We start from the raw sequence: 22736 nt of genomic DNA on the forward strand, positions 1-22736 counted from the left end.
AGAGGTAAATACCCATGTCCTTGGCAAGCCGACCAACCCAATCCGCCCACGCGGCGGACAAGGGTAAAACTCGGCCTGGCGCCACGAAGGATCTACCACTCGGTAAAGGTGGTTCATGATTCAAGATTCATTGATTCAATGACACAAACCACATTTTCCGTCGGTTCTCCAGACCCACTTTAGGCTCATTTAACCCGAACAACCTTAATTCCATCCATTGAGCCTTTTCTAGGTACCCACTTCTTACGTGGGAAATCCCCACGCCATTCAACAGACACCAGATAATCTTCAAGAACCGGAGACGTTTGTCCGATAAGGTTTTTAATCTTTTCCTACCATGACAAACCAACCGTTCTGCACCGCATCACAGAGGCTCCACTATGAAGATAAAGGCCTTCTTTCTTGCCGTCCTTTCCTGTTCGCTCCTTTTCGCCCAGACCAATGAAACGGGCTCCATCTCGGGCATCGTCATCGACAGCAACGGCTTACCCCTCAAAGGGGTTACCGTCAAATGTACGCAGCCCGACGGCTCTTATCCACAAGCCGCATTCACCAACGATATCGGCATGTACCGCATCCTGTTTCTCCAACCGGGCGAATGGGAACTCACCTTTACCGCGGAAAACAAACCCACCAAAAAAGTAACCGGTGTGTTTGTCAGCGCCACTCAAACCGAAATCGTGGATATGTTGCTCGAATCGTCCAACGTCAACCAGACGTTAACGGTAACGGCGGCACGCGAACTGATTCAGCGCGCCACCACAGAAACCAACTTTCAGTTGGATATTGAAGAGATCAAGGCGCTGCCGGTTTCCCGCACAGCCAACGACTTGCTGGCTTTTGTACCGGGCGCCGATACGCGCGGCGTCTTTGGTGGTTCAGGTGATCAGGCCAACAGCTACACCTTGGACGGTGTTTCGGTGACCTCCACCGGTTTCGGCGGTTCATTTCTGCTGCCAAACGTGAACTGGATCAAAGAATTCCAGGTCAAAGGTTTGGGCGCCGGTGCCGAATACGGCAACTTCCAAGGCGGCTTGGTCAACATCGTCACCAAGTCCGGCAGCAACACCTTTAGCGGTGACGTGCATGCGATTTTCGAAAGCGAATCATGGAATTCAAGCAATTTGGTTCCCGGTCAAACCGGCTCCGAAACCGATACGTTCCAGGAATTTAACGCCGACGTATCCGGTGCGCTGGTTCGTGACAAGTTGTACTACTTTTTCTCGATTGAGCAACAGCGTCGCGACATCAATGTCGTCAATCTGTTGGCACCCAACTCAGACACGGAGATCAACTTCTACGACACCCAAATTGAGAGCCAGGAAACCAAGCTTTACAGTAAGTTAACCTGGCAGGTGGGCCAGTTCGATACGGTGAATTTCGTGTTGAGCCTGGACGATTTGGAAACCGACAACCGCGGTTTCAGCAACCTAACCACCCCTAACGCGGCATTTAACCAAACCTCACCCGCCCTCATTTACAACCTGTCTTGGAACCACATCTTCGGCAACAGCAACTTCTTGGAACTCAAATTCACCGGTTACGATGCGGAAGACGATCGCGACCCCATCAACGGCGACCGTCCGGCGGCGATCGAAATCGGTGGTTCCGGCTTCCGCGGCTTTAACTCGACCTTTCGGGTGAACCGTGAATTGAAAAACAACTCGGTCCGCGGTGTGTACAACGCCTTCTTTAACGTGGGTTCCAGCACCCACACGTTAAAGATCGGCGCGGAATCCATCGTGGGTAGCTTCCTCAACGAAAGCACCCGTAACGGGGGTTTCACCTGGCGTCCGCTGCTGGAGGATTTCCAAACCGGCGAGGCGTTCACCAACCGGGTCGAAGATCTCAACACCTGGGTCGCGCTCCTCTCGGAATGGGGCGGCGATACACGGCTCGACGCGGAAACCACCACCACGGCACTGTTTATTCAAGACGAGGTTAAGCTCGGTGACCGCTTGGATATCAGCGTCGGTTTGCGCTTTAACAGCTGGGACGGCGAAATCACGCCGGGTTTCAACGGCGGCGGCGCTTTTGAAACGCTGTCCGATTCTGCGGTGGCACCCCGTTTCGGCCTGACCTACGACCTGTCCGGCGACAACACCTTGGTCGCCCGCGCCCATTACGGCCGTTACTACCAAGGCATGTTCGCCAGCCAGTACCAACGCACGGCGGGCGCCAACCTGAACCGCGACAACGTCATTGAGTTTTTCCAATGGATTGGCACGCAATTGCCGGACCTCAACACGGTGATCACCTTGGAGAACCGCGATCAATTCTTCACGCCCTTCGGCACGCGCGACAATACGCCAACCACCGGCCGCATCGAAAACTACGAGCAGGCCTACACGGATCAGTTGGTGATTGCGCTGGAGAAACAGTTTTTGGAACGTTGGAAGGTGGGTTTCAACTACATCGACCGCGAAAATAAAAACATCCTGGTGCTGGCGGACAAAAACATCAACAGCAACTACGTGCGTTACGACAACGTGACGGTTTCCCAGGTTACGCGGGACCAGAACGATCAAGAAGTCAGCCGCACCACGGTAACCCAACTGCCCAGCCTGTTTGTTCCGGTGGCGGAAGGATTCAACCAAGACCTCGTGCTGACCAGCGACAACAATGCCTTCCGCGAAGTGGAGCAAATTCACCTGACCTTGGACGGTTCGGGTGACGGCTGGAGCATGCAGGCCTCCATCGTGAACAGCGACATCGTGGGTAACTTCTATTCGGTAAGCGGTGAAGAAGAGGTTCAGGGGATTTCCGTCGATCCCTTCGTGAATCCCAACGAGGCAATCAACGGAACCGGCAACCTGCCTGGTTACAGCGAATGGGAATACAAGCTGCGGTTTATCGCCGAACTGCCGTGGAACTTCCGCGTCAGTGGTTTCTACCGCATGCGTTCGGGTGAATACCACGCCCAGGTTTACACGGTAAACCCCGCCAACACCTTCACGGCGGACGGCGTGGACTTGGACGCCTCCCTTATCGGCGGCCTCACCGGGCAACCGATCCTGCTGGAACAGCGTGGTTCGCAACAGTTGGACAACGTTTCCACCTTGGACTTCCGTTTGGAGTACTTGGTTGATTTGGGCGGCGGCCGTCTCAGCCTGGCCGCGGACGCCTTCAACCTGTTCAACGAAGACGAAATCACCTTGTTGAACGACAACCTCACCGGCGACTCATTCAGCCGCCAAGCACCCCGTTCGATTCAATTCAAGGCAACTTACTCTTGGTAAGTTTAGGAGCAACCTACTCCTGGTAGTGGTTGCTTTTGGTTTATCCATCTCATCAGGTTTCACGAGGCCGCCGCAAGGCGGCCTTTTTTTATGGGCGCACGCCGCGACACGACACTAGATAACAGACCGAACTTGGTGCCAAGCCCGTCTCAAATCGGCCGATTTCACCGGGAAATAAGACCGCGGCCAAGGTGAGGCAGGCGGTTTTCACCCCAGGCCGATCTATTTTCACAAAGCGCTTACTATCAATATTTTGCACCTACTGAAAAGCGTTTTCAGAAGCTGAAACGGGTCCTTTTCAGCTTGATTTTCAGCCCCTGGCCGGGCAGCACTCTTTTAAGATGGCGCTCAGTTCAACAAGGCCCCACGACACAACACAGGTTGCACACAACACCTGCTTCTCGTTTCACCGTAACGCACCGCGGCATCTCCCAACAAGCGCCGTGCACCCCGATCCGGTGAACCCAAACCGGAGGAATAGGGCGACCCCGTGACGGCTTTGGCACCGACCTCGTTCTTGCGAATTTATTGACATATTTTGTCACATCTTCATTCGGCCATGGCGACTTCCGCCGCCGATGTGCAACCGGCCCCCCGACCGGTTCACCCCCTTGGTTTTAAACCGTCTGACAAAAGAAGAGGAGAGAACAAGATGGCTCCGGCACAAAATCCACCCATGGCTCACCGACAAAGCCCTTCGCCTTCGCTGCCACCCATTCTGGCGATGACCCCTTTTGAATGCCCCGATCCCCGACTCTACCGCGTCTTACAACAGGCACCGCACGCAACCGCGGTACTCGACTGCGGCCACAACAAAACGACGGCACAAACCGCGCTCGCCACCTGCCGGCCGACCGCGGTACGCATCCCAGGTCGCGCACCTTTGGATACGGGCACCGATCTGGCCCCGCAAAGCTTGGTCATTACCGATTTACACCACCCCGAACTGGCCCCCCTCTGTGAACAACACCGCGTCTTGGTACAGGTCACCAGCTTGTGCGAGGCCAAACGCGCGGCCGAATCCGGCATTGCCGGCCTGATCGCCAAAGGCGCCGAAAGCGGCGGCTTCATCGGCCGCGAAAGCAGCTACATTTTATTTCAACGCATTTTGCGCGCATCCCTCGGTTTGCCACTGTACGTGCAGGGCGGCATCGGCCGCCACACGGCGGCCGCGGTGGTCGCGGCGGGCGGGACGGGCGTGGTGCTCGACAGCCAACTCGCGCTGTTCCCCGAACGCGCTAACAGCGAAGCGATGTTCCGCCTGTTACAAGGCCTGGACGGCGGCGAAACACGCGTGGTCGATCAGGTTCGCTTCCTGGCCAAACCGGGCACGGCGGGGCACGGCACCCAAGCAACCACTGCCGACCAACTTTACGCGGCCCTGGGCGCCGAGGATCCCGCCACCGACATCATCATGCTCGGTCAAGACATCGGCTTGGCCAAATGGGCGGCGAACCGCTACAGCCGCATCGAAGATTATTTGGAAGCGATGGCGACGGCAATCACGGGCCACATCGAACAGGCCCAGGCACTGAAATCCCTGGCGGCAGACGGCCCGTTGGCGCAACACCACGGAACCCGCTACCCCATTGCCCAGGGCCCGATGACCCGCGTCAGCGACAACGCCGATTTCGCGTTGGCGGTGGCGGAAAACGGCGCGCTGCCGTTCCTGGCGCTTTCTTTGATGCGTGAGAAACAGGCGCGCCGCTTGTTGGAGGAAACCAAAACCAAGCTGGGCGAGCGCAGTTGGGGCGTCGGCATTTTGGGGTTTGCCCCGGCCGAAATCCGCGACTGCCATCTGGCGCTGATCCGCGAATTCCAACCCAAGGTGGTTTTGATCGCGGGCGGGCGCCCCTCCCAAGCCCGTTCCCTGGAACAGATGGGCATCCAAACCTACCTGCACGTGCCCGCGCCGGGTTTGCTGGACATGTTCTTAAAAGACGGTGCGCGCGGCTTCGTATTTGAAGGCCGCGAGTGCGGCGGGCACGTCGGCCCGCGCATGAGTTTCCCGCTGTGGGAACAACAGATCGAACGCCTGCTGGCGTTTGAGGATTGCGCTGAATTGCGTTTGTTGTTCGCGGGCGGCATCCACGACGCGGAATCGGCGGCGATGGTCGCGGCGATGACGGCCCCCTTGGCGGCACGCGGCGCCAAAATCGGGGTGCTGATGGGCACGGCCTACATCGGCACCCACGAGGCGGTCACGAGCGGTGCGGTGCTGGGCACCTACCAACAACAGGTTTTGGAACACGCGCAAACAACCCTGCTGGAAACGGCACCGGGCCACGCCACCCGCTGTTTGGCCACGCCGTTTGTGGACGCCTTCGAAGAAGAGAAACAGCGCCTCAAGGATAAAAACCACGACGATCAAGCGATTTGGCAATCGCTGGAACAACTGAACGTCGGCCGATTGCGCATCGCCAGCAAAGGCATCGAACGCCAGGGCGATGAACTGGTAAGCGTGGACCACGAACGCCAATTGACCGAAGGCATGTACATGATCGGCCAGGTCGCCCACATGATGAAATCCCGCCAGAGCATGGCCGACTTGCACGCCGGCGTGTGTGACGGCGCCGTTTCCTTGCTGGATCGCTGCCAGGCACCCGCGCTGCAAGCCACGCGCAAGCACGAGGACTTGGCGATTGTCGGCATGGCCTGTGTTTATCCGGGAGCACCGGATTTGGACAGCTATTGGCACAACATCGTTCACAACCAGGATGCGGTGGGAGAAGTCCCGGCGGATCGCTGGCGCGTGGAAGATTACTACGATCCACAAGGCACGGGCAGCAACGGTAAAACGGGCTGTAAATGGGGCGGTTTCATCGACGAGATTCCCTTTAACCCGCTGGAATACGGCATCCCGCCGCAATCCCTGGCGGCGATTGAGCCGACGCAACTGTTGGCGTTGGAAGTAGCCAAACGCGCGCTGGCCGACGCGGGTTACGCGGACAAACGCTTTGCACGGGAACGCACCTCGGTCATTTTCGGCGCGGAGTCGGGCACAGACCTGGCGGGCGCCTACGGGTTCCGCAACATTTTTAAACACTACCTGGGCGAGCTACCGGCGGAACTGGACGCGGCGCTGCCGACCCTGACGGAAGACTCCTTCCCCGGCGTGTTGGCCAACGTGATTTCCGGCCGCATCGCCAACCGCCTGGACCTGGGCGGTTCCAACTACACGGTCGACGCGGCCTGCGCCAGCTCGCTGGCGGCGGTTGAATTGGCGGCCAAAGAATTGGTGCTGGGCACCAGCGACATGGTGTTGGCGGGCGGTGCCGACCTGCACAACAGCATCAACGATTATTTAATGTTCTCCAGCGTGCACGCCTTGTCCCGCAAGGGCCGCTGCCGTTCCTTCGACAGCGAAGCGGACGGCATCGTCTTGGGCGAAGGCGTTGCGGTGGTGGTTTTAAAACGATTGTCGGACGCCCAACGCGACGGCGACCGGGTCTACGCGGTACTCAACGGCATCGCGGGCGCCTCGGACGGCAAAAGCCTGGGCCTCACGGCACCCCGCAAGGAAGGCCAGAAACGCACCCTGGAGCGGGCTTACCGCGCGGCCGGTTTACCGGCGGGCAAGGTCGGCTTGGTGGAAGCGCACGGCACGGGCACGGTGGTCGGCGACCGCACGGAAATGCAAACACTGACCGAGGTCTTCACGGAAGCGGGCGCGTTGCCGGGCGCCTGTACGCTGGGTTCGGTCAAAAGCCAAATCGGTCACACCAAATGTGCGGCAGGTCTGGCGGGCCTGATCAAAGTGGCCAAAGCACTGCACCACCGTATTTTGCCACCCACCAACCACGTGGAACGACCCAACCCGATTTACGGCGCGGCGCCAAGCCCGTTCCGCTTGGAAAGCGAAGCCCGTCCCTGGCAAGGCAAGGACCGCATCGGCGCGGTCAGCGCTTTCGGCTTCGGCGGCACCAATTTCCACGCGGTCCTGAGCGAAGCCCCAACCGCGGGTGCGGCCTTGGGTTACGAACAATGGTCCCACGAACTCTTCCTGCTGCGCGGCGAGACCCGCCAAGCGGCCCAGGCGCTCGCGGCCAAATTACGGCCCTTCGCCACCTTGGATAGCCAGGTAAGCTTGCGTGATTTAAGCCTGACCGCCAACGGCGACGGCAAACAACCCGTGTGGTTCGCTTTCGCGGCCAAGGACAAAACCGACCTGGACCACAAACTGGGCGCGGTCTGCGACGGTGTTTCGCACCAACAGGTGTACCCATACGCGGGCCAGGTCAACGGCAAAATCGCCTTCCTGTTTCCCGGCCAAGGCAGCCAGCGGCCGCACATGGTCAACGACCTGCTGGTCGCCTTCCCCGAATGCCAAAGCATCGCGGACCGCGCCGAGGATTTGGCGGCGACCTGGTTCCCGGCCAAGGCCTACAAGCCGGAAGACCGCAAGCGACAACAACAAGCGATCACGGACACCCGTGTCGCCCAACCGCTGCTCGGCCTGGCGGGAATGTTGACCCACCACATTTTGCAGCGCTTCGGCCTGCAACCGGACGCCTGCGCGGGCCATAGCTATGGCGAATTAACGGCACTGTGCGCGGCGGGTTCCCTCCACCTCGACGACCTGGTTCCCCTTTCGAAAGCCCGTGCCGCGAGCATGCTGGCGGCGGCACCCGGCGATCCCGGCATCATGGCCGCGGTCAAAGCCCAGGCGGGCGCGGTTGAACCACACATCGCGGACCTCGACATGGTGGTCGCGGCCAACCACAACAGTCCACGCCAAACGGTGATCTCCGGGCCGACGGTGGCGGTTGAAAAAGCGATGATTCGCTTGGAAGAGGCGGGTTTAAGCTGCAAAAAAATCCCGGTCGCCTGCGCCTTCCACAGCCCGGTCCTGGCGGCGGCGGAAGCAATGTTTGGCGAACACCTCAACCAAACCGCGTTCGCGGCGCCACGCAAAGCGGTTTACGCCAACCTAACGGCGGAACCCCACGCCCCGGATGCGGAGGCGATCCGCGAAACGCTGGCACGCCACCTGGTGAGCCCGGTGCTGTTCCAAACCCAAATCGAAAACATGTACCGCGACGGCGTGCGCTGCTTCGTGGAAGTAGGACCGGGCGGGGTGTTGTCGCAACTGACGCAACGCATCCTGCGCGACCAACCGCACCTCAGCCTAACCACGGAAGGCCAAGGCCTCTCGCGCCTGCTCGACACGCTGGCACAACTGGCGGCGCAGGGCCACGCGGTTGACCCGGGCGCGATCTTACGCGAACGCGGTGCTACAGCAATCGACCTGGACGCGGCGGTCCCCCGTCTGCACGCGGCGACCTGGATGGTCAACGGCCAAATCGCCCGTCCCCTCAAAGGCAAGCAACCGCCCCATGCGCTCAAGCTGCTGGACGCGCCGCTGCAACTGGGCATGGCGACGCCCCAAGCGCCAATGCCGACGGCGGTTGAGCGCGACCAAGCCGTCTTAACCTACCTGCAGGGCGTTCGCGAAATGGTTCAAGCCGGTCGCCAGGTGATGTCGCAGTATCTCGGCGCAAACATGCCGCCCATGCCAAGTGTCGCCCACGACACAGCCTTCATCGCCCCGCTCGATCCGATCACCATGGGCCCCGCGGCGCAACCCAGCCTGTTACCGGTCGGCCCGACCATCGCCGATGCGGTGGAACTGGCTGAAGCAACCGCGGCCCCGGTCAAACGCGACGTCCCCAAAACGCTGCTCGCGATTGTGGCCGACCGCACCGGTTACCCGGAGGACATGCTCGACCTGGACCTCGATCTGGAGGCCGATCTCTCGATTGACTCGATCAAACGCATCGAAATCATCGGCGAGTTGGCGGAACAGCTGGGTCTCCACGACAGTCTGGCGGAAGGCGACAACGACGCGATGATGGAAACCTTGGCGGCGCAAAAAACGCTGCGCGCGATGTTGGCCTGGCTGGAAGAGGTCTTGCCGGAAGCAGAAGAGCCGGCCCCCGCGACGCAAGCGGAAACGGCACCGCAACAAAACATGCAGCAACTGTTGCTCGAAATCGTCAGTGAACGCACGGGTTACCCGGAAGACGTGTTGGAACTGGACCTCGACCTGGAAGCCGACCTCTCGATTGATTCCATCAAACGTTTGGAGATCGTCGGTGAGTTGGCTGAGAAAGCGGGATTCTCCACGGTCGGCGAGGACCAGGACGCGCTGGTGGAATCGCTGGCGGCAATGAAAACCCTGCGCGCCATCGTCACCTGGCTGGAACAAGGCCGCGAAACCAAAACCGAGGCGACCAAAACCCAGGTGGTTGAAGAAACGGCGCCGATGCCGAGCCTCTCGGAAGTGTCGCGGTTCATTCTCACTCTGGACCAAGCACCCCAGGTCGTCAAAGGCGATTTCCTGCTCAAGGACAAACACTTCTTGATCACAGACGACACGCTGGGCCTCGCCCCGCTGCTGGCGGTCCGCCTGCAAAACCACGACGCCCGCGTCCGCATCATTAATTTAAATGACGCGGCGGGTGCCGAATTCGGCAAAGTCGACGGCCTGATCCACCTGGGGGGTCTGGCACCGCGGGCGGACGTGGCCGATGTCAAAACCTTTTTTACCATGATGCAAACCCTGCTCGCGGGCGGCGCCGGCTACCTGCTGGCGGCCGGCGGCCTCGGCGGCGCTTTCGGCCACTACCGCGAGCGCGGTGCCGAAACGGTGGGTTACGAACGCGGCGGTGGTTTGGCGGGCCTGATCAAAACCGTGGCCAAAGAACTGCCGGAGATTCGCACCCACTGGGTCGACCTGGACCCGGCCGAGAGCTTGGAGCACCTGGCCAATTACTTGGAAGGCGAACTTTTGGCGGACAACCCGCTGACGGAGGTCGCCTACAAAGCGGGCGAACGCCGCGCGGTCAAACTGATTGAGGCGCGCCTGGACGCGGAGATGACGAAACGCGTCGGCAAGCTGCAACTGGACAAGGACAGCGTGGTGGTGATCACGGGCGGGGCGCGCGGGATTACAGCCAAAATCGCGCTGGAGCTGGCGCGGCAATACGGCTGCAAAATGGAACTGGTGGGCCGCTCACCCTGGCCGACCTACGACGAAGATCCGGCCACGGTTGACGCCGAAGACCTGCGCGCCCTGCGCAAGGCGCTGATCCAGCACGGCGGCAAAAAGTCGCCGGCGGAAATCGAACGCGCGGCCAACCGCATCCTGGCCCAACGGGAGATGCGGCGCAACCTGGCGGCGATGGAAAGCTGCGGCAGCGCGGTGCGTTACCACGCGCTCGACGTCCGCGATCACGCGGCCTTCGAGACCTTCATCGACGGCGTTTACGACCACCACGGCCACATCGAAGGCGTCATTCACGGCGCGGGCGTGGTCGAGGACAAACTCCTGCGCCACAAAACGGCGGCGAGTTTCGAACGGGTCTTCGACACCAAGGTCTTCGGCGCGCTGGTCCTCGCCAAGAAATTACGCGCCGAAACCCGCTTCGTCGTGTTCTTCAGCTCCGTTGCCGGCGCCTTCGGCAACCGCGGCCAGGTCGATTACGCCGCCGCCAACGACGTCCTCGACAAAATCGCCCACGCCTTGCAGACCCGCATCCAGGGCCGCGTGGTTTCCATTAACTGGGGACCCTGGGCCGGTCAAGGCATGGTTTCCCCCGAACTGGAACGCGAGTACCACCGTCGCGGCATCGGCCTGATCCCCATCGATTCCGGGGTCAGCGCCTTCATGAACGAACTCAGTCACGGCCACGCCGACGACACGCAAGTCGTGTTGATGTGCGCCCAACCAGAGAGCATGCAGTAAGCACGGCTCCCCCGCCCGCACCGCTCACCAGGCTTCGTAGCAGAATTCCTTGTGAGAAATGCGGGCCAGGGCCGGCGCGGTGCCGGCCCACCCCGTGACCCGTTAACCGGCTTCGGCCAAGGACACCACCAAGGACACCACCATGGAGAACAAACAAACCCCACCGCTGGTCGCGATTGTCGGCATGGCTTGCGTTTTCCCGGGCGCCGCCGATCTCGATCAATACCGCGACAACATCTTCGCCGGCAAAGACGCGGTTGAAGATGTACCGCCCCACCGCTGGGACCCGGTTTATTACGATCCCGACAGCAAGGAACCCGACCGCTTTTATTGCCGCCGCGGCGGCTTCGTCGACCAACTCATCGATTTCGACCCCACCGAATTCGGCCTGATGCCGATCGCGGCCCAAGGCGCGGAACCGGACCAACTGGTCAGCCTGGCCCTGGGCGCACGCGCGCTGCAGGACGCCTCGCTGGACAAGGGCGATTACGATCCCAACCGTGCCGGCGTGATCATCGGGCGCGGCAACTACATCGGCGCGGGCATGACCCGCCTGGAACAGTACGTACGCAACTCGGAACAGTTGGTCGGCGCGATGCGCTCGCTCCACCCCGAACTGGGCGACGACGACCTGACCGCCCTGCGCCGCCAGTTCCAAAAGAAACTGGGCCACTACGGCCCGGACACGGCCATCGGCTTGGTCCCCAACCTCACCGCCTCGCTGCTGGCCAACCGGTTTAATTTGTTCGGCCCGGCTTATACGGTCGATGCGGCCTGCGCCAGCTCCTTGATGGCGGTGGATCAAGCGGTGCGCGAGCTGCAATCCAACCGCTGCGATTTGATGCTGGCGGGCGGGATTCACCTCAGCCACGACGTCGCTTTCTGGAGCGTGTTCTGCCAATTGGGCGCGCTCTCGCGCAACCAACAGATCCGCCCGCTGGACCGCCGCGCCGACGGCTTGGTGATCGGCGAAGGCGGCGGCATTGTCGCACTGAAACGCCTGGAAGACGCGCAACGCGACGGCAACCGTATCTACGCGGTGATCCGCGGCATCGGCATCGCCAGCGACGGCCGCGCGGCCAGCATGATGAGCCCGGCGGTCAGCGGTCAAACCCTGGCGCTGGAACGGGCTTGGCGCGAGGCGGGCCTGGACCGGGAAGCGATTGGGTTCCTTGAAGCGCACGGCACGGGCACGCCCACGGGCGACGAGGCCGAACTCACCACGGTCCGCCAATTCTTTGGCAGCGAGAAGGAACGCCACGCGGCGATCGGCTCGGTCAAATCGATGATCGGCCACACCATGCCCGCGGCGGGGATCGCCGGTTTGATCAAAACCGCGCTGGCGGTTCACGCGGGAAAACTGCCACCGACGCTCCACTGCGAGGAACCCCACCCGCTCCTCGAAGACTCCCGCTTCCAGCCACTTAGCAGCGCAAAACCCTGGCCGAAACACCTTGCGAGCCAACGGGTTGCCGCGGTCAACGCCTTCGGCTTCGGCGGCATCAACGCCCACGTGGTCTTGGCCGCCGATCCCACCGCCAACCCGCCCGAAACCAGGGTTCACGAGACGGCCGACGACAAACCCGATGCACCCTTCATCGAACACTACGCGGCCGATTCAGCCGAGGCGCTGCTACGCGATTTGGCACTGGGCAATCCCAGTGACGGCAATCCCAAAACCCTGCTGCGCCTCGCGATCATCGAGCCAAACCCGGCCCGGCGCCAACGCGCGGCCAAGATTGTAGAACGGGGCCGTGCTTGGCGCGGGCGCGACAACATTTATTTCACCACCAAAGGACTGGCCGCCGGCGGCGGAAAACTGGCGCTGCTGTTCCCCGGCGTCGACAGCGCCTTCGAACCGCGCATCGACGATCTCGCCGCATTTTTCGGCCAAACCCCACCTTCCCACGCCAAACCCGCCTCGGTCGTCGCCGACCTCGAACAGGTCGGTGTCGGCATCATCCAAACCAACCGCTTCCTGTTCGAAACCCTGAACAACCTGGCGATCCAGCCCGACGCCCTCGCCGGCCACTCCATCGGCGAGTGGAGCGCGTTGCTGGCGAGCGGCTGTTTGCCAGGCGATAAAATCGACGCCTTCATCGACACCCTCAAGCCGGGCACCCTGGAAGTTCCCGGCGTGCTGTTCCTGGCGGCGGGTTGCGGTGCCGACAAGGCCACACCGCTCATCGCCGACCTCGAAGAGGTTGCGATCTCCCACGAGAACTGTAGCCGCCAGGTCATTTTCTGCGGCCGGGAAGCAGGCATTGCCGTTTTGGAAGAACGCTTGAAGGAACAACGGGTTCTGGCGCAACGGCTCCCGTTCCGCAGCGGGTACCATTCACCGCTGTTCGCCGATTACCTGGGCCCGCACCTGGATTTTTTCCAAAACTTCCCCATGGAAAACCCGGCTATTCCGATGTGGTCGGCTACCCTTTGCGCACCTTACCCCAAGGAAATCAACGAGATCCGCGCGCTTTCCACGCGCCATCTGGTCGAACCGGTTCGGTTCCGCGGCTTGATCGAAAGCATGTACGCGGACAACTTCCGCATCTTCGTTCAAGTGGGTACGGGCAGCCTGCCGGGATTTGTGACGGACACCCTGGGCAAACAACCCCACCTGGCGATGAGTGCCAACCTGGCCAAACGCTCGGGTTTGGACCAACTGGCCCACTTGGCGGCGGCCCTTTGGGTGGAAGGCGTCTCACTGGACGACGGGATGTTCCGCGTCAAACCCGACGTGGAACCCATTAAGAAACGCAAAAGTCGTTCCTTTCCGTTGCCGTTAAGTGTGCCACTGGTTGAATTGGACACCGGTGCGCTGCGCGCCAAATTGCAACCGCTCCAGGTGGAAAGCAAACCCAAAACCGAACCAAAGACACCGCAACACCCCATTGCCCAAACCTTTCGCGCCATGCTGCGCGAGTGCGAGGATGCGGGCGAAAGCATTTTGCAACAGTGGGAAACGCGGAGTGCAACCGGCCCGGTCCCCATGCCGCAACCGGTAACGCCACAACCCGCGGCGGTCACCTTCAAGGAAGCGGTGACCACCCGCCGTCTCTCGGTGCAAATTTGCCCGGAGCTCCTCGACCACAGCTTCTTCGCGCAGCGGGCGGGCTGGACGGTGGTGGAGGACCGCTACCCGGTTGTCCCCATGACGATGTCGATCCAAATGATGATGGACGCGGTACGCAAGCAAATCGGCAAGCATGTCGTGGTCGCAATGGAAAAAATCCGCGCCTACAAATGGCTGGTGGTCGCCGAACCCATCGAGCTGACCTTCACCATGAAACAAAAGTCGGCCACCCGTTGGTCCGTCGCGATTGACGGCTACGCCGCGGCCGAGGCCGTCACCGCACCGGTTTACCCGCAAGCACCTGCCGCGCGTCCGCTCGTCCACGAGCAACCGGAACAACCCTTCATCGACGCCGCCGGCATGTACCGCGAACGCTGGATGTTCCACGGCCCCGCCTACCAAGGCATTCTCGATTTTGACGCCGTTTCAGATAAAGGCCTGAGCTGCCGCCTCAAAGCCTGCCAAGGGCCGGGCAGCCTGCTCGACAACGCCGGTCAGGCGTTTGGTTTTTGGATCATGGAACGCCACCGTTTGGACCGCTTGGCGATGCCGATTCACATCGAGAAGCTGCGGTTTTACGGGCCCGATCCCGTCGTGGGCGCCGAACTCGACTGCCGCGTGTTCATCACCGAGATGCACCCCAAGGAAGCCGCCGCCGACCTGCAACTGCGCCAGGACGGTCGGGTTTGGTGCGAAATCGACAACTGGCGCGACCGCCGTTTCGACACGGACCACCGCTTGTGGCCGGTCATCTTGCAAACCGAGAACCACCTGCTGGCGCAGCCGGAAGAACACGGCTTTGTGGTGTTTTTTGACAAATACGGGAGCGCGCCCTCGCGCGATTACCTGGCCCGCCGTTTCCTGACGAAGGTGGAACGCGATGCCTACAACGCGTTGAAACCCAAGGGCAAACGCCAATGGCTCAACGGCCGTATCGCCGCCAAAGACGCGGTCCGCCGCCACCTGTGGCGCGACGGTCAAAGCGCGATTTTCCCGGCCGAGATCCGCATCGAAGGTCCGCCGACCGGCACGGTTCGCGCCGTTCGCGACGACCGTGTTTTCACCGTGGTGCTTGACACCCGGGGTGAGCTTGCCGTGGCCGGGGTATTCAATCAGGCCTTGGGCGTGGCCCTCGGCATCCGCGCGGACCACACCGAACCCGCGCGGCCAACCCAAATCGACGAACTCGCCCAACGGGCGAGCGACCATCGCGCCGCCTTCCCCGATCACGCGCCCACCACCCCCGGTGTGGCACCGGTCGCCGGCGCGAACACCCACACCCACGGCGACCGCCAGGTCGCTTGGGCCGCCTCGCCCGATCCGAACCAACAGGCGGACGTCGAGGAAACCGTTCTGAGAGAGCTACTTACCGATACGCCCTACATCATTTGCTGGACATTATAAGAGGTGCATTCATGTTACAAACCAAAGATTCAATTCTGGATACCATCGCGAACCTGATTCGTGAGGTGATCGGCGAAGACTGGGTAGACGAAATCAACATCACCCAACACACATCGTTTAACGGTGAGTTGGAGCTGGAAAGCATCGAGTTTGTCGCCCTGGCCGAAAAGCTGCAAAACCATTTCGGCGACGACATTAACTTCGTCGGCTGGCTCTCAGAGAAGGAACTTGAAGACATTATCGCGCTGACCGTCGGCGACGTCGCGGAGTTCATTCAGTCATGTCAATAGTTCGCATCAATGAGCTGGATTTCCACGTGCAACAGGCCGGTCCGGCGCCGGCCGACGCGGCACATCCGCCGGTTTATCTGATTCACGGCCTTATGCTGGGCAACATGGTCGGTTGGTACTTCACCATCACGCCCCACCTCGCCAAGCACCGACCCGTGGTCATGTACGACCTGCGCGGCCACGGCAAATCACAGCTTGCCGCCTCCGGTTACGACCTTGACACCATGGCCTCGGATCTGGACGGCCTAATCAAGGCAAGTGACGCCGGGCACGACGCGGTCGACTTGGTCGGCCATAGCTGGGGCGGCCTGGTCGCCCTCACTTACGCGCTGTACCATCCCCACCGCGTGCGCCGCCTGGTCCTGATCGAGGTCCCACTGCCGCCCTCCAACATCGGCGAAATGAAACGTTTTATGGAGCTTTCACCCAAGGACATGTTGGCCGCGCTACCGCGTAGCGCCCAGCAGGGGTTTCTCTCCGGCGGACGCCAAACCTTTCGCCTGCTGCGTAACCTCGGCAAATTGGTGCGCAACACCACGGTTCTCGACGACTTCAAGGCCGCCAAAGACATCAGCGATACCTACCTATCCTTATTAAATGTGCCGGTGATGACCCTGTACGGCACTAAGTCACCCTGCCTCGAAACCGGACGTCGTCTTGAACGTGTTCTGCCCCAATGCCGTCACCTCGAAATCGAGGCCGGCCACAACCTCTACGCCGAGGCGCCGCAACAAACCGCCGATCTGATCAACGACTTTCTGGGCGCAACCGTCGCCCCCAACCCCCTCGCAACCGTGTAGGCACGGCTTGCTGCCGAAAGGATCCCACCATGGCTTTTGAAACCCTAAACGGCCTGCGCATCCACACCCAGGTGCTCGGTCGCCAAGAAGGACCGGTCCGCGTCGTGTTTCTGCACGGCCTGGTGATGGACAACCTATCGAGCTGGTACTTCACCTTCGCCAACCCCGTCGCCCAAGACCATAAGGTGCTGCTCTACGACATGCGCGGCCACGGTCGCAGCGAGCGACCCGCTTCCGGCTACCGGCTCGACGATTTCGTCGCCGAGTTGGCCGCGCTGCTGGAGCACCACGCCGGCGATTCACCGGTGACGCTGGTCGGCAACAGTTTTGGCGGTTTGCTCGCGCTGGCCTACGCGCTGGCCTACCCGAACCGCACCGCGGGTGTGTGTTTGATCGAAGCCCACGCCAACGTGCAGGGCTGGGGCGACGAAATGGCCGCCACCCTGCTGCAACAAGGTGATCAGGCCAGGGCCACGGTCGCCACCCATTTTGAGAACTGGCTCGGACGCCACAGCGAGCGCAAGAAAAACCGTTTGGCCGAAAATGCCAAGCAACTCATCTACGAGACCAGCCTGGTCGCCGACCTGCAGGCCACCCCCGAACTGGACGCGCGCGCCCTGACCCGCTTGCCCCAACCGGTGTTGGCGCTGTACGGCGAAACCTCGGACATCCGCGCCCGCGGCGAAGCCCTGGCCGCGCAACTCCCCAACGCCGAACTCCACATATTCTCCGATTGCAGCCATTCCATTATGTGGGAAGCGACCGACAAGGTCCGCACCGCCCTCACCGAATGGCTCAGTCACACCACCCAGGAGGTGTGAAATGACCCGCTATCTACTCATCGTGCCCCCGCTCACCGGTCACATCAACCCCTTGGTCAGTGTTGCCGCCGAATTGGAACAACGCGGCCACGAGGTGATGTGGCTGGGGTACCGCAAGCTCATCGAACCGCTGGCCGGGCCGGGTGCGCGCATTGCGCCCCTGGAAAGCAGCCGCTTGCGGGCGTTGTTGGAACCGCTCCAGGAGATGGCCAACATCGTGCGTGGCCTCGAAAGCGTGCGTTTCCTGTTTGAAGATTTTGTACTGCCCTTGGCGCGGGCCACCGTCGCCGACGTGGAACGCGCCATTCTGGAACACCAACCCGATCTGATCATTTGCGATCAACAAATGTTGTCCGGCGCCATCGCCGCGCGCCGCCTCGGCCGGCCCTGGGTCGCCAGCGTGACCACCACCGCCGCCATTCTCAAAGTGTGGGAGGTCGCGGACCGCTGGATTGTGCGCACCCTCGGCCGTTTGCAAGAGGAGATGGGTTTGCCGCGGGTGGAACGCCCCGACCTCTCCAACATCGCCAACATTGTGTTTAGCACACCGGCCTTTAGCGGCCAGTTCGAAAGTTACCAAGCGCCTTTTACCTACGTGGGTCCCTCGCTACAAGCGCGCACCATGCGCGCCGCCTTCCCTTGGGAACAGTTGAACGAAAACCTGCCCAAGCTGTTGGTCTCGCTGGGAACCATTAACCGCGACCGCGATCCACGTTTTTACCAAACCGTCATCGAAGCTTTGGCGGATGAACCGGTACAAGTGATCATGACCGCGCCGCCGGGATGGGTAGAAAATCCGCCCGCCAATTTCATTGTCCAGCCACACGTCCCACAGGTCGCGTTGTTGCCTTATTTGGATGCCGTCTTCTGTCATGGCGGCCACAACACCGTGTGTGAATCCCTCGCTTACGGTTTGCCGCTGATCGTAACCCCGATCCGTGACGACCAACCCGTTATCGGCCGCCAAGTAGCAAGCTCCAAGGCCGGCATCACGCTGCGCTTCAACCGGTTGAAACCGGAGCAAGTGCGGGAGTCGGTTCACCGGGTGTTACACGAAAAAAGTTTCCGCATTGCCGCCAAACGCATCGCGGCCTCGTTCGAGGCGGCGGGCGGCGCGCCGCAAGCGGTTGATTTCTTGACCGCGCTGCCGCTGCGTCGCAAACGGCAGACCATCGATTTCCTGCAACTCCATTCTGCTTAGCCCTTCCTTCATTCACATTTTCTCTCCGCCAGTCCTTCCCATTCGGTGCGTTTCCTCCTCACAACCCTTAGCGCGCTGAACGGGACACGGCATCCCACCCCGTCGTCGGGCGGTCGGATCGCAGGGGGCACGCGATCCGGCCGCCGGCACAGCCCGTCTCGACGGATGGGGTGATGCCGAACCTTCTTCCCCACCCGCCTGTTTCCCTTCTCGCGCCACAAGCACCGGACCCCTGTACACCCCTTGTCGCGCCGCCGGCGGGCCTCAACCCCGACCCCGCACCAACGCCCACACCGGGTGATCCGGTGCCATGTTTAACCCGCACCGCCCCCTCTCCCCTCCGTTTGCATCAGCCGACGGGGCCGGGCCTGCCTCCGTGCGTCTTGAAAGTGGCAGGCCGCGGGTGTTTATCCAGTAAGGAGCCATGAAATGAAACGCTTTGAAGACAAATCCGTTCTGATTACCGGCGGCGCGGCCGGCATCGGAAAAGCCGCCGCGCTGACCTTCGCCGGCGAAGGCGCCACCGTATTTATCGCCGATATCGCCGCCGAGGCGGGCGAACGGGTGGTCGCACAAATTAATGACTTGGGCGGAAAGGCCTATTTTTATCGGACCGACATCGCCCAGGCCGTGGAAGTCGACGCCATGATTGAGCGGGCCTTGCACCACTTGGGGCGCATCGACATGGCGTTTAACAACGCGGGCATCAGTGGAAAACGCGCGATGCCCTTGGCCCACATCCGCGAGGACGAATGGGACCGTATTATGGAAATCAACGTCAAAGGCGTGTGGCTGTGCATGCGGCGGCAAATCCCCATTATGGTCAGCCAGGGCGGCGGCAGCATTGTGAATACCGCCTCAATTTTGGGGGTCACCGGCACCGCCTTGGGTTTGGGACCTTATGTGGCCAGCAAACACGCGGTGGTGGGCCTGACCAAAGCCGCCGCGGTGGAGTATGCCAAGAAGCAGGTGCGCATTAACGCGGTGTGTCCGGGCTTTGTTGAGACACCGATGATCAACGGGTTACTCGATATTCCCGCGATGCGCACCAAAATCGAGAAGATGCACGCCATGGGCCGCATTGGCAGCGCCTGCGAGATCGTACGGGCCGTTTTGTGGCTTAGCTCGGACGAAGCCTCCTTTGTAACCGGCCACGACATGGTGGTTGACGGTGGTTGTTTGGCCCGTGCGGCCTCATAATCATCCGTTTCGCCGCCAAACGACCTCGAAACACCGAACCAGCGTTCATTTTCAGGTTTAGCCGTAAAAATAAGAATCAACTCTATTAAAAACAGCGGGATCCCTTGTTCAAAAGGGACCCGTTTTTGTGTGAACCGATGCGAAGGGCGCCAAGCCTTCGAGAAAACGGGTTTTGAACACGCGTTATTTCGGCAAAACCGGCTCGAAGCAGGCATATCGAAAACCCGTCCGTTTGACGCATTCCAGAAGTCAGACAAACCGCAATTCGTACACAACTTCAAAACTTTTCAACGACAACACCCAAAAAGTCACTTTACAATACAAAAAACCACACCATAACCTTATTTGAACACATGTAAAAACCATTCATTTTAAATCCTGAAGATCGATTCATTCCAGCAATATTTTTTGCCAAGTATCTAGTACCTTAAATCCAGTACATGAGACAAAATTCAAGCCAACAGTTGAACACATGACCAACAGTACAGCTACATAAGTCATGTAATCACACCGCAACCCTTTACACTTCTTTTTCATTGAGGCTGAAATTTCACATTTCACACTTCGAATATCCTCTTTATTTTAAATAATTTACACAAAATATACCGAAAAACACCCCCGAGATAACTGAAATTCGCACTTTTGATTACAAAAGCTTTACTATTCGCTTGTGTTTCGATCTACCTCGGATTAGGATAGCCACATCCCACGCTGATAACGAGGGGACCGGCAGCAACAAAGCGCTGTTGAATTGGTCACCAGTTACTATCCATCAACACATTCCTTGGTTGATATTAAAGTGTCCCATCTTTTGCTGAGCCTCCTGCTCCACTTTACTATCACGAAACATTGGCTTGGTCGTCCTAGATCGTCGCTCGTCCTTCTTCTGGCAGGTCGCTTGTCGATTGCCTAGCCCTTGTTGCGCTCTTTTCCTGCTGGGTTTTTACTTGCGCATTATTGCGTCAACATAATTGGAGGAATTTCATGCGAACCAAAAAGTTGTTTGCATCGCTGATCACCACCCTTGTGATCTCTCTGCTGTTGTCCTGGTCTGCTTTCGCTCAAACCAACACCATCTTGCACGCCGACTCACCCGATGCGATCCCCGGTGAGTACATCATTGTGCTGAAAAAAGATACCGACCTGCGCACCGCTTTCTTTTCCACGGAACGCGCGGTCAACAGTCTCGGTGGCGAAATTTTCCGTTCCTACGATGCCACCGTCAGCGGTTTCGCCGCCAAGCTGCCCGACACGGCGCTTAAGTCTTTGATGGCAAACCCCCATGTTGCCTACATCGAGCAAAACCAGGTTTTGAGCATCGCCATCCCTGAAGAAAGCCGCGCGCCGGCCAACTCTTGGGGTTTGGACCGCAGTGACCAACGTGATCTGCCCCTGGACAACGACTACACGCCGCCCAACACCGGCAGCAGCGTCCATATTTATATTGTTGATACCGGCATCCGCACCAGCCACAACGACTTCGGCGGCCGCGCTACCGCGCCTTTCGATTCCGTTGACAACGACAACGACGGCCAAGACTGTAACGGTCACGGTACCCACGTTGCCTCTACCGCCGGTGGTTCCGCTTACGGTATCGCCCCCAACGCCACCCTGTACGGCATTCGCGTCTTGAGCTGCAGCGGCTCCGGCACCACCGCCGGTGTTATCGCCGGTGTTGACTGGGTCGCCCAAAACCACAACTCACCTGCTGTTGCCAACATGAGCTTGGGCGGTGGTGCTTCTACCACGCTCGACAACGCGGTTGCCAACGCGGTTGCCGCCGGTGTTACCTTCGTTGTTGCCGCCGGTAATGAAAACCAAAACGCCTGTAACGTGTCTCCGGCTCGCGAATCCAGCGCCGTAACCGTTGCTTCTTCTACTTCTTCCGACAGCCGCTCCAGCTTCTCTAACTGGGGTTCTTGTGTCGACATCATCGCGCCAGGTTCCAGCATCACCGCTGCTTGGAGCACCAGCAACAGCGCCACGCGCACCATCTCCGGTACCTCCATGGCTTCTCCGCACGTAGCCGGTGGCGCCGCGTTGATCCTGCAAAACAACCCTTCCGCGACCCCTGCTCAGGTAACCAACGCCCTGACCAGCAACGCATCTTCCGGCAAAATCTCCGGCGCTAACGGCTCGCCCAACCTCTTGTTGTACGTCGGCACCGACGGCGGCGACGGTGGCGACGGCGGCGATGGTTCAGATGGTTCTGACGGCACCGACGGCACCGATGGTGGTGACGGCGGTGACGGCGGTGACGGCGGTGACGGCGGCCTGAACAACGGCGACAGCGTTGCCAACCTCTCCGGTACCACCGGTGACTTCAAGTTTTACTACATCGACGTCCCCGCCGGAGCGTCCAACCTCGACGTTTCCATCGCGGGCGGTTCCGGTGACGCCGACCTCTACACCCGCTTCGGTGCAGCACCTACCGTTAGCGAATACGACTGCCGCCCCTACCGCAGCGGCAACAACGAAACCTGCGGCGTTTCCAGCCCACAAGCCGGCCGTTACTACATCGGCGTTCGCGCTTACAGCAGCTACTCCGGCGTAACCCTCAGCGTTTCTTACACGGAGCCCGGCGGCGGCGACAACGGCAGCATCAACGAGTCCAACCTCTCCGGTGCATGGCGTTCTTGGCAGCACTTCACCATCGAAGTCGCTTCCGGCTCCAACCTGGCCATCCAAATGAGCGGTGGCACCGGTGATGCCGATGTCTACGTTCGCTACGGTGCACAACCCACCACCAGCGCTTACGACTACCGTCCGTACCTGAACGGCAACAACGAAACCGTAAACGTTGCCAACCCCCAAGCAGGTACCTGGCACGTAAGCATCCGCGCATACCGCGCATACTCCGGCGTCAGCCTGACGGCCGAAGTACAGTAACCCCAACACGGAGAACGCGGCTCGGGTACGCTCGAGGCGCGTTGTTCCACGGGTCTTCGTTAAGGAACCCCT

General features: G+C 60.4%; 9 protein-coding genes. All 9 read left to right on the forward strand.

The features are described 5' to 3' along the window. Positions 1-380 precede the first annotated feature (380 nt). Positions 381-3239: a TonB-dependent receptor gene (locus J3U88_RS30280; RefSeq protein ID WP_207862763.1), complete on the forward strand. Its 2859-nt coding sequence runs from the start codon at positions 381-383 to the stop codon at positions 3237-3239. 652 nt (positions 3240-3891) lie between these two features. After that, a complete protein-coding gene (locus tag J3U88_RS30285) occupies positions 3892-10986 on the forward strand; it encodes a type I polyketide synthase (protein WP_207862764.1) in 7095 nt (2364 codons plus the stop codon). Between the two features lie 142 nt (positions 10987-11128). Next, on the forward strand, positions 11129-15463 hold the full coding sequence (locus tag J3U88_RS30290; RefSeq protein ID WP_207862765.1) for a beta-ketoacyl synthase N-terminal-like domain-containing protein: 4335 nt from the start codon (positions 11129-11131) through the stop codon (positions 15461-15463). A gap of 11 nt (positions 15464-15474) precedes the next feature. Continuing rightward, entirely contained in the window at positions 15475-15753 is a 279-nt protein-coding gene (locus J3U88_RS30295; RefSeq protein ID WP_207862766.1) for an acyl carrier protein, read from the forward strand. Further along, positions 15744-16553 (forward strand): alpha/beta fold hydrolase, encoded by an 810-nt coding sequence (locus J3U88_RS30300; protein ID WP_207862767.1) that lies wholly within the window; start codon positions 15744-15746, stop codon positions 16551-16553. Before J3U88_RS30295 ends, J3U88_RS30300 begins: the two co-directional genes overlap by 10 nt. Positions 16554-16582: 29 nt before the next feature. Continuing rightward, the gene (locus J3U88_RS30305; protein WP_207862768.1) at positions 16583-17374 is read left to right on the forward strand and encodes an alpha/beta fold hydrolase; all 792 of its coding nucleotides are present in this window, start codon (positions 16583-16585) and stop codon (positions 17372-17374) included. A 1-nt stretch (position 17375) separates the two neighbouring features. Next, a complete protein-coding gene (locus J3U88_RS30310; protein WP_207862769.1) occupies positions 17376-18575 on the forward strand; it encodes a glycosyltransferase in 1200 nt (399 codons plus the stop codon). 429 nt (positions 18576-19004) lie between these two features. Continuing rightward, positions 19005-19775 carry a glucose 1-dehydrogenase gene (locus J3U88_RS30315; RefSeq protein ID WP_207862770.1) on the forward strand — a complete coding sequence of 257 codons (771 nt, stop codon included), beginning with the start codon at positions 19005-19007 and terminating at the stop codon, positions 19773-19775. A gap of 984 nt (positions 19776-20759) precedes the next feature. Continuing rightward, a complete protein-coding gene (locus J3U88_RS30320; RefSeq protein WP_207862771.1) occupies positions 20760-22664 on the forward strand; it encodes a S8 family peptidase in 1905 nt (634 codons plus the stop codon). The last annotated feature ends 72 nt before the right edge of the window (positions 22665-22736 follow it).

It is taken from the genome of Acanthopleuribacter pedis (assembly GCF_017377855.1).
Taxonomy (GTDB): domain Bacteria; phylum Acidobacteriota; class Holophagae; order Acanthopleuribacterales; family Acanthopleuribacteraceae; genus Acanthopleuribacter; species Acanthopleuribacter pedis.